This is a genomic window from Aquimarina rubra (assembly GCF_042684305.1).
In the GTDB taxonomy this organism is placed as follows: domain Bacteria; phylum Bacteroidota; class Bacteroidia; order Flavobacteriales; family Flavobacteriaceae; genus Aquimarina; species Aquimarina rubra.
This window is the reverse complement of the sequence record NZ_JBHULE010000008.1, coordinates 1-6,318: the sequence shown is the minus strand read 5'-3', so window position 1 is coordinate 6,318 and position 6,318 is coordinate 1. Positions and strand designations below refer to the sequence as shown.

The following is a 6,318-nucleotide window of genomic DNA, read 5'->3' as shown; positions in this document are numbered from 1 at the left end:
TGATTACTATCCGTTTGGGATGCTATTAACTAATCGAAATGGAAACTCATCTGAATACCGTTATGGGTTTAATGGTATGGAGAAAGATGATGAACTGAAAGGAGAAGGGAATTCCTATGAGTACGGAGGAAGAATGCTTGATCCTAGAATCGGTAGGTGGTTTAAGATTGATTTAGAATTTAAAAAATTGCCGAGCTATACCCCTTATAATTTTGTTAAAAATTCACCTTTAAGGTTTATTGATCCTGATGGTAATTTTAATATTGACGTTCATAAAAGAATTACTAGCATGGCATTTGCTAAATCTAAAATGCAACAGACCACCAAGAATTACCAAGTATTAGAAGATTATCGAAGAGGAATTGTTGGAACCGGCATTTTTGATGGAGGAGTGGTAGCCCCTGATACTAGATATATAAAGCACGTAGTGTCTGGTGGGATGTTTGGAGTTGAATCTATTCACGAGGAACATTTTGATGAAATGAATTATCAGGAAATAATGACTAATTTCGATCGAGTGAATACGGGTATAAGGCAAATACTTGAAAAATATGAGAGTGGAAAAGTTACAAATTATGAATTAGGAAGGAATATAGGAGAGTATTTTCACGCTATTCAGGATTTTTATTCGCATTCCAATTTCATTGAAATATATGAAGAAGTGTATGGTCAAACTAGTGTTGATGACATACCAACTTTGCAGGAAGCATTGACTTTAAAAGAGCATGAGAAATTTGCTAATATTCTAAAGAAAAGACTAAAAACAGGAAATACTACTCACGATGAAGGACAGGGGTCTCATAAAGAAATGAACCACGATCTAGGAGGAGATAGTTCTGTATGGAAAGAAGTAACTCCAGGAACAAAAGGGAAGACTACAAATTGGAACACCAAAGCAGCTGAAGCTGCAGCTACCAGAGCAACAATTCAGGTAAACGACAAAATTGAAAGTAAATTGAAAGCTGACACGAAGAAAAGTAAGCCAAAGCAATCAGTTAGAGGTTCTATTAGATCAGCAATGCCAACTTTCTAAACTAAACAAAATAATAACAATTTTAATGATTTAGATTTATCGATGTAAAATCGAGGTAAGTAAAAGAGATTATAAATAAAATAAATGGTTGAAAAGTAAATTCGAGCCCTATGATTAACAGAATGAAATTTATCTTCTTGATAATTGTTATTTTAGCTATTGTTTATTTTTTAAATTATAGGATAGAAGCTTTAGATTTTCGATTTTATAAACCTAAAGTTAACGGTGTCCTTACTAGAATTATCTCTATTTCGGTCTTAAGTGCATTGTTTTACTCAATAATGAGTAATAGAAGGAAAATTTTATATTTTTTCTTTGGTGTTTTTATTGGTTTGATCTCAGGTATTATCAGTTACTTATTACTGGGGACTTATCATAACTTAATATTCCATATTACGGGATGTGTAATTTTTGTGATGTTATTTTTTATTATACCTTTCATCTCTTTGAAAAGTGATTAAATAGAAACTTGAAAGGGTCCAAAGTTTTTAAACAAAATAGCATCCGTTTAACTAGATTGTGTTACTCACGTCGTATTAGATTGGTAGTTAAAGAACAATAAAAGAATATATGGATGAAAACTTCCCCTCGCTCCCTCTAGTTTCTAACTAGCGGCATGTATGAGTAAGCAGTCAACGAATAGAAATAGATAATAAGGGATAAAAGCTGCTATAACAAGTAGCTTTTGTTATCTTAAGGATAAAAAGAAAAATGAACTAGTGTTATGAAAAAAACTACCCCCATCTTACCTTTATTTAAGCAGTTTATCCGTGATTCTGAAACCGGTAAACGGTTAAAAAAGAATGGTACTAAAATCACTAAAGGCACCATCGATAATTATCGATACGTGCTTCATAACTTAATTGAATTTACCTCCAGTACAGATTTTGAGCTACGTATCAGTGACGCCAGTAAACTAACTAAAAGAGAATTAGCCTCAGAAAAAAACTACTGGAAAAAATTTTATCGGAAGTTCTCTGATTTTATGTACAAAAAAGGGTGCTATGATAATTATGTAGGTGCCAATATGAAACAAATACGTACTTTTTTTAATTACCTTAAAAATGAAAAACACTATAATACTGGGGATTTTCATAAGCTGTTATATGTACGTAAAGAAGAAGTAGATATCCTGGTATTATCCCCAGAGCAGTTAAAGTTTCTCATTCATGATCAGGAATTCCAAAAGATATTGACCCCACCAGAGAAACGTATTAAAGATATCTTTGTTTTTGGATGTACTACGGGTTTACGGTTCTCGGATATATTTTTATTGACTAACAAGAATTTTGAGCTACAAAATGGAGAATGGTACCTAAAGGTAAAAAGTAAAAAAACAAAAGCATATAGCGCTGTAAAACTACCGGCTTATGCTGTGGATATTTATCAGAAATACAAATCAAGGAGTGTCAAAACATCTTTGTTTACACCCATCACTTTATTCAACTTTAATAAAACCTTAAAAAGTATTGGTGAGAAAGCTAATTTTACGGCTCCTATTGAGCTTTCTAGAGAACGACAGGGTAAAGCTTATAACGCTTCTAAAAACGCTCAGAAAAAGCCTGAGCGCTTTTGTGATAAAATGAGTTCTCATATGATGAGACGTACCGCTATTACTACCTTATTGATTTTAGGGATGCCAGAACACCTGGTACGTTCCATTAGTGGTCATAGTGCTAATAGTAATTCTTTTTACCGGTATGTGCATTTTGCACAATCTTATGTGGATACTGAAATAGAAAAAATACATAATAAGTTGGAGGCTTATGGCGAGTAACTGAACAAGAATCTGAATAGTATACAGACAACAAAAGCTATCGCTGGTGCTCGTTTGTAACGAGTACCCAAAAACTTTTTTACTTAACCAGTCCTAATAAAAAACCATCGCTATCAATTTTTAAAATAGTCTGATCTCCTTGATAATTTCTTGCACTACTGTATTTCCAATCTACAGTATCTGTTACAAAACCAGATTGCACAGGATTATTATGGATATAATCTACCTTTTGTTGTATTACCTTGTCTGTCCATAATTCGATTGGTTTATTGTGATGTTGCCAAAATTGATAGGTATTTATATTACTTCTTTCTTTGCCTGCTTTTGCAAACATCTCTAATAACCATTCTTTCCTACTTTCCTGCGGGTTATCTTGTATTGCTAGTAATGTTTTCTTGGCAGTATATTTTTTAAAATCCCTTAATAGGCTAGAAGGATTTTGTTTTGTTGATCTAAATATTAAGTGCATATGACTGGGCATAAAGCAATACGCATATACTTCCATCCCTTTTTCTTTTCTGCAATATTCTATGCTACTTGCTAAAATTGAAAAGTATTTTTGCCTGGTAAATACATCTATCCAATAAACTGTAGCAAAAGACACAAAATAGAGTCCTGATGTATTATGAAATTTATATTTTCTACTCATATCTCTATTCTAAAATTCAATTACTTGTAGTAAGACTTTTAATAACTTCATAGCATAGCCTTGCTATATAGATGTGTCATTATGATACTATTTGTTACCTGTAACTGATGTTTTATAATGAAAATATGATATGGTATAGCCAGTACTTGTAAAAATTGTCTATCTTATATGCTGGCGATCGTTTGCAACGAGTGCCATATAAACACACCGTCTTGTCCTAAAAAATAATAGCTACCTAAAACAACTCTAAGTATCTATTATTTCTATTTATTTTATTGCTCTTATCCTAAACAAGCTGGTACGGTACTCATTACAAACGAGCACTAGCGGGGGTAGTTTTTTTCATAACACTAGTTCGTTTTTCTTATTATCTTTAAGATAACAAAAGCTACTTATTATGGTAGCTTTTGTTTTTATATTATTCTTAGTCCTGTCTTAAACCAATCTGGTACGACACTCGTCACAGACGAGCGCTAGCGAGGGATATTACGTATTGGAAAATCGAAACTGGTTTTCTCTATATTAGTTTTATAACAGATGCTTATTCTAGAAAAATTGTTGGATATCATTTAGCTAATAGTTTATTGACTTCTGAAACAATCCAAGCATTACAAATGGCAATATTGAATCTCTCAGAAAACTTAGAAAACAATTCCAGATTGATACATCATTCTGATAGAGGAACACAGTATTTTAGTAATGAGTATGTAAAATTATTACAAGCGAACAATATTGAGATTAGTATGACTGAAAACGGAGATCCACTAGAAAATGCCATTGCAGAACGAATCAATGGAATTATTAAAGAAGAATATCTCAATGATTATAAAGTAGAAGGTATAGAAACAGCAAAAGGATTGCTTGATACAGTTGTTAAACTATATAATAATGAAAGACCACATATGAGTATAGGAAATCTAACTCCTAATCAAGTACATCAAAACAATATAAAAACGGAAAAACTATGGAAGAATTATTATATAAAAAGTCCTATCATTGTAAAGCTATAATAGGACTAAGAATAAATTGTAAATCTATTTTAGGATTAATGTAAAATATGTAAACTTTTTTTAGGACGAGACACTCTTACCGCCACTAGTCATAGACTAGCGGTAGCGGGAAGCTTCAAGGAAACAGCAACTTAGTCTACTTTTATATAATCACATAGATTATAACTTTTAATTAATGTGATCCAGACTAATCTATTTTATCAGTTAGAACGGAAAGGCTAAGGAGAATCCATTTTAAAATTAGATATTTTAAAATCATCTTTAGCCAATCTACGACTTATGTCTAATCTTATATTATTTTCAAATTTATTCTCATTTATCTCTGAACTATTTTTACTAAGAAAATTGCTTCTTATTTCTGAAGTGACAATGGCTTTTATGTAATCAGTTATACCTAATTGTTTATTGGAAAAAAAGACATAATTGTCATCTTCTCTACCAATATATTGAACTTCTAACTTATAAATATGATCAACATTAATTTTGTCTTTTGTTAAGGCATTAACCTTGCCTTCAATTAAATATTTTTTTTGAGTAACACTGTTATTACAACTACTTAAAAGCAATAGGATATAAAAAAAAATTAAGATAATTTTCATTTGTTTCTTTCTTTAAAAAATAGAAAAAGGCCGTAAACTATGGGTATCAGTCCAATAAAAAACTTAATAAAATAAGGAATCCTTAAATAATCTAGTTTTATTGTTAATATCCAAAAAACCATTCCCAAGACTAAATAGATCCGTGAATTAGTTTTGTTCATCTTTTGTTTTTGTTAATAAATAATAGCAAAGAAAAAATATTATTCCTATTCCATATTTTATTTCACCTGAGATAAAATTAGTTTCATCGCTAATAAACCCGTAAATCAAAAATAATACTCCAGCATACAAATAATATTGATTATCATCCTTCATTTTTCTTTTTGGATTCTTTTTTACTTTCTGCTTCTCTGTGCTCATCAATAGCACCTTGGGCGTCATTTATTGTATCGTAAGCACCTATAAAATCTTTTAATTTATCCGCACCAAGTATATCCGTTACTCCCAAGGTTACATCGATAATATTATACATAGTAACTCCATCATCACCTAAAAATGTTGCCACTACATATTTTATTGGTTTTGCCTCTCTTTTCAATGCTGATTCGGGATCCATTATTTTATCGACACCCCCAGCAAATTCATCTATAGAAAATATTATTTGAGCAGCAACTGCTGGTGTAGCTCCTCCTACAGAAACAATTTCTTCTGCACCAGCCGTTATTAGACCTATTGTACCAATCCCAACATCAACAACACCTTCCCATATAACTTTGGTTTTAGCTGCTTTTAGCTCGCGTTCCTCTAATTTATCTTCAGGGAATCCTTCAAACCAAATCCATTTCTCACCATTATCTCGCAGATGAATGTCCAAATGTCCATATCCATAGATAGACTTATCAGCAGAATTATAATACCTAAATCCTGTTACCCAGCGACTATTATCGAAAAATTTATGTCCACTTAGAAACTTATTTCTAACTCGATCTATTGTTTCTTTATCTGTTATGGTTCTGGGTTCAACGTTGTTACCAGTAATAGTAATGACTTTCTCTAATCCTTCAAGTTCGACTGCTCGTATTAAATCATTTTCAGAAAAGGCATATGGACTATTCCAAGGAAACTCGTGACCCAGAGGATCTATTGCAAAGAATCTACCCAAACGAGGATCATGCATTCTATATTTATAATTCATAGAGTTTCCTTCCCCTTTGATTTCATCATCTTTTTCCTGTCCCTGGAAGCCATAACGGTATTCAGATGAGTTTCCATTTCGATTAGTTAATAGCATCCCAAACGGATAGTAATCA

General features: G+C 31.8%; 6 protein-coding genes. 3 read left to right on the top strand and 3 right to left on the bottom strand.

Annotated features, from left to right (window positions below):
• Both ACFSR1_RS04260 and ACFSR1_RS04255 read left to right on the top strand, forming a co-directional pair.
• A partial coding sequence (locus ACFSR1_RS04260; protein ID WP_378289972.1) for an RHS repeat domain-containing protein occupies positions 1-1,033 on the top strand: 1,033 nt, incomplete at its 5' end.
• A gap of 724 nt (positions 1,034-1,757) precedes the next feature.
• The gene (locus ACFSR1_RS04255; RefSeq protein WP_378289970.1) at positions 1,758-2,810 is read left to right on the top strand and encodes a tyrosine-type recombinase/integrase; all 1,053 of its coding nucleotides are present in this window, start codon (positions 1,758-1,760) and stop codon (positions 2,808-2,810) included.
• Between the two features lie 79 nt (positions 2,811-2,889).
• Here ACFSR1_RS04255 and ACFSR1_RS04250 read toward each other — a convergent pair whose 3' ends face one another.
• Positions 2,890-3,459, bottom strand: a complete 570-nt coding sequence (locus ACFSR1_RS04250; protein ID WP_378289969.1) for an REP-associated tyrosine transposase — start codon at positions 3,457-3,459, stop codon at positions 2,890-2,892.
• Positions 3,460-3,902: 443 nt separating this feature from the next.
• Here ACFSR1_RS04250 and ACFSR1_RS04245 point away from each other — a divergent pair, with 443 nt between their 5' ends.
• The gene (locus tag ACFSR1_RS04245) at positions 3,903-4,469 is read left to right on the top strand and encodes an IS3 family transposase (protein ID WP_378291351.1); all 567 of its coding nucleotides are present in this window, start codon (positions 3,903-3,905) and stop codon (positions 4,467-4,469) included.
• 218 nt (positions 4,470-4,687) lie between these two features.
• Here the strand turns inward: ACFSR1_RS04245 and ACFSR1_RS04240 are convergent, their stop codons facing one another.
• On the bottom strand, positions 4,688-5,068 hold the full coding sequence (locus tag ACFSR1_RS04240) for a hypothetical protein (protein WP_378289967.1): 381 nt from the start codon (positions 5,066-5,068) through the stop codon (positions 4,688-4,690).
• A gap of 304 nt (positions 5,069-5,372) precedes the next feature.
• A partial coding sequence (locus ACFSR1_RS04235) for an RHS repeat domain-containing protein (RefSeq protein WP_378289965.1) occupies positions 5,373-6,318 on the bottom strand: 946 nt, incomplete at its 5' end.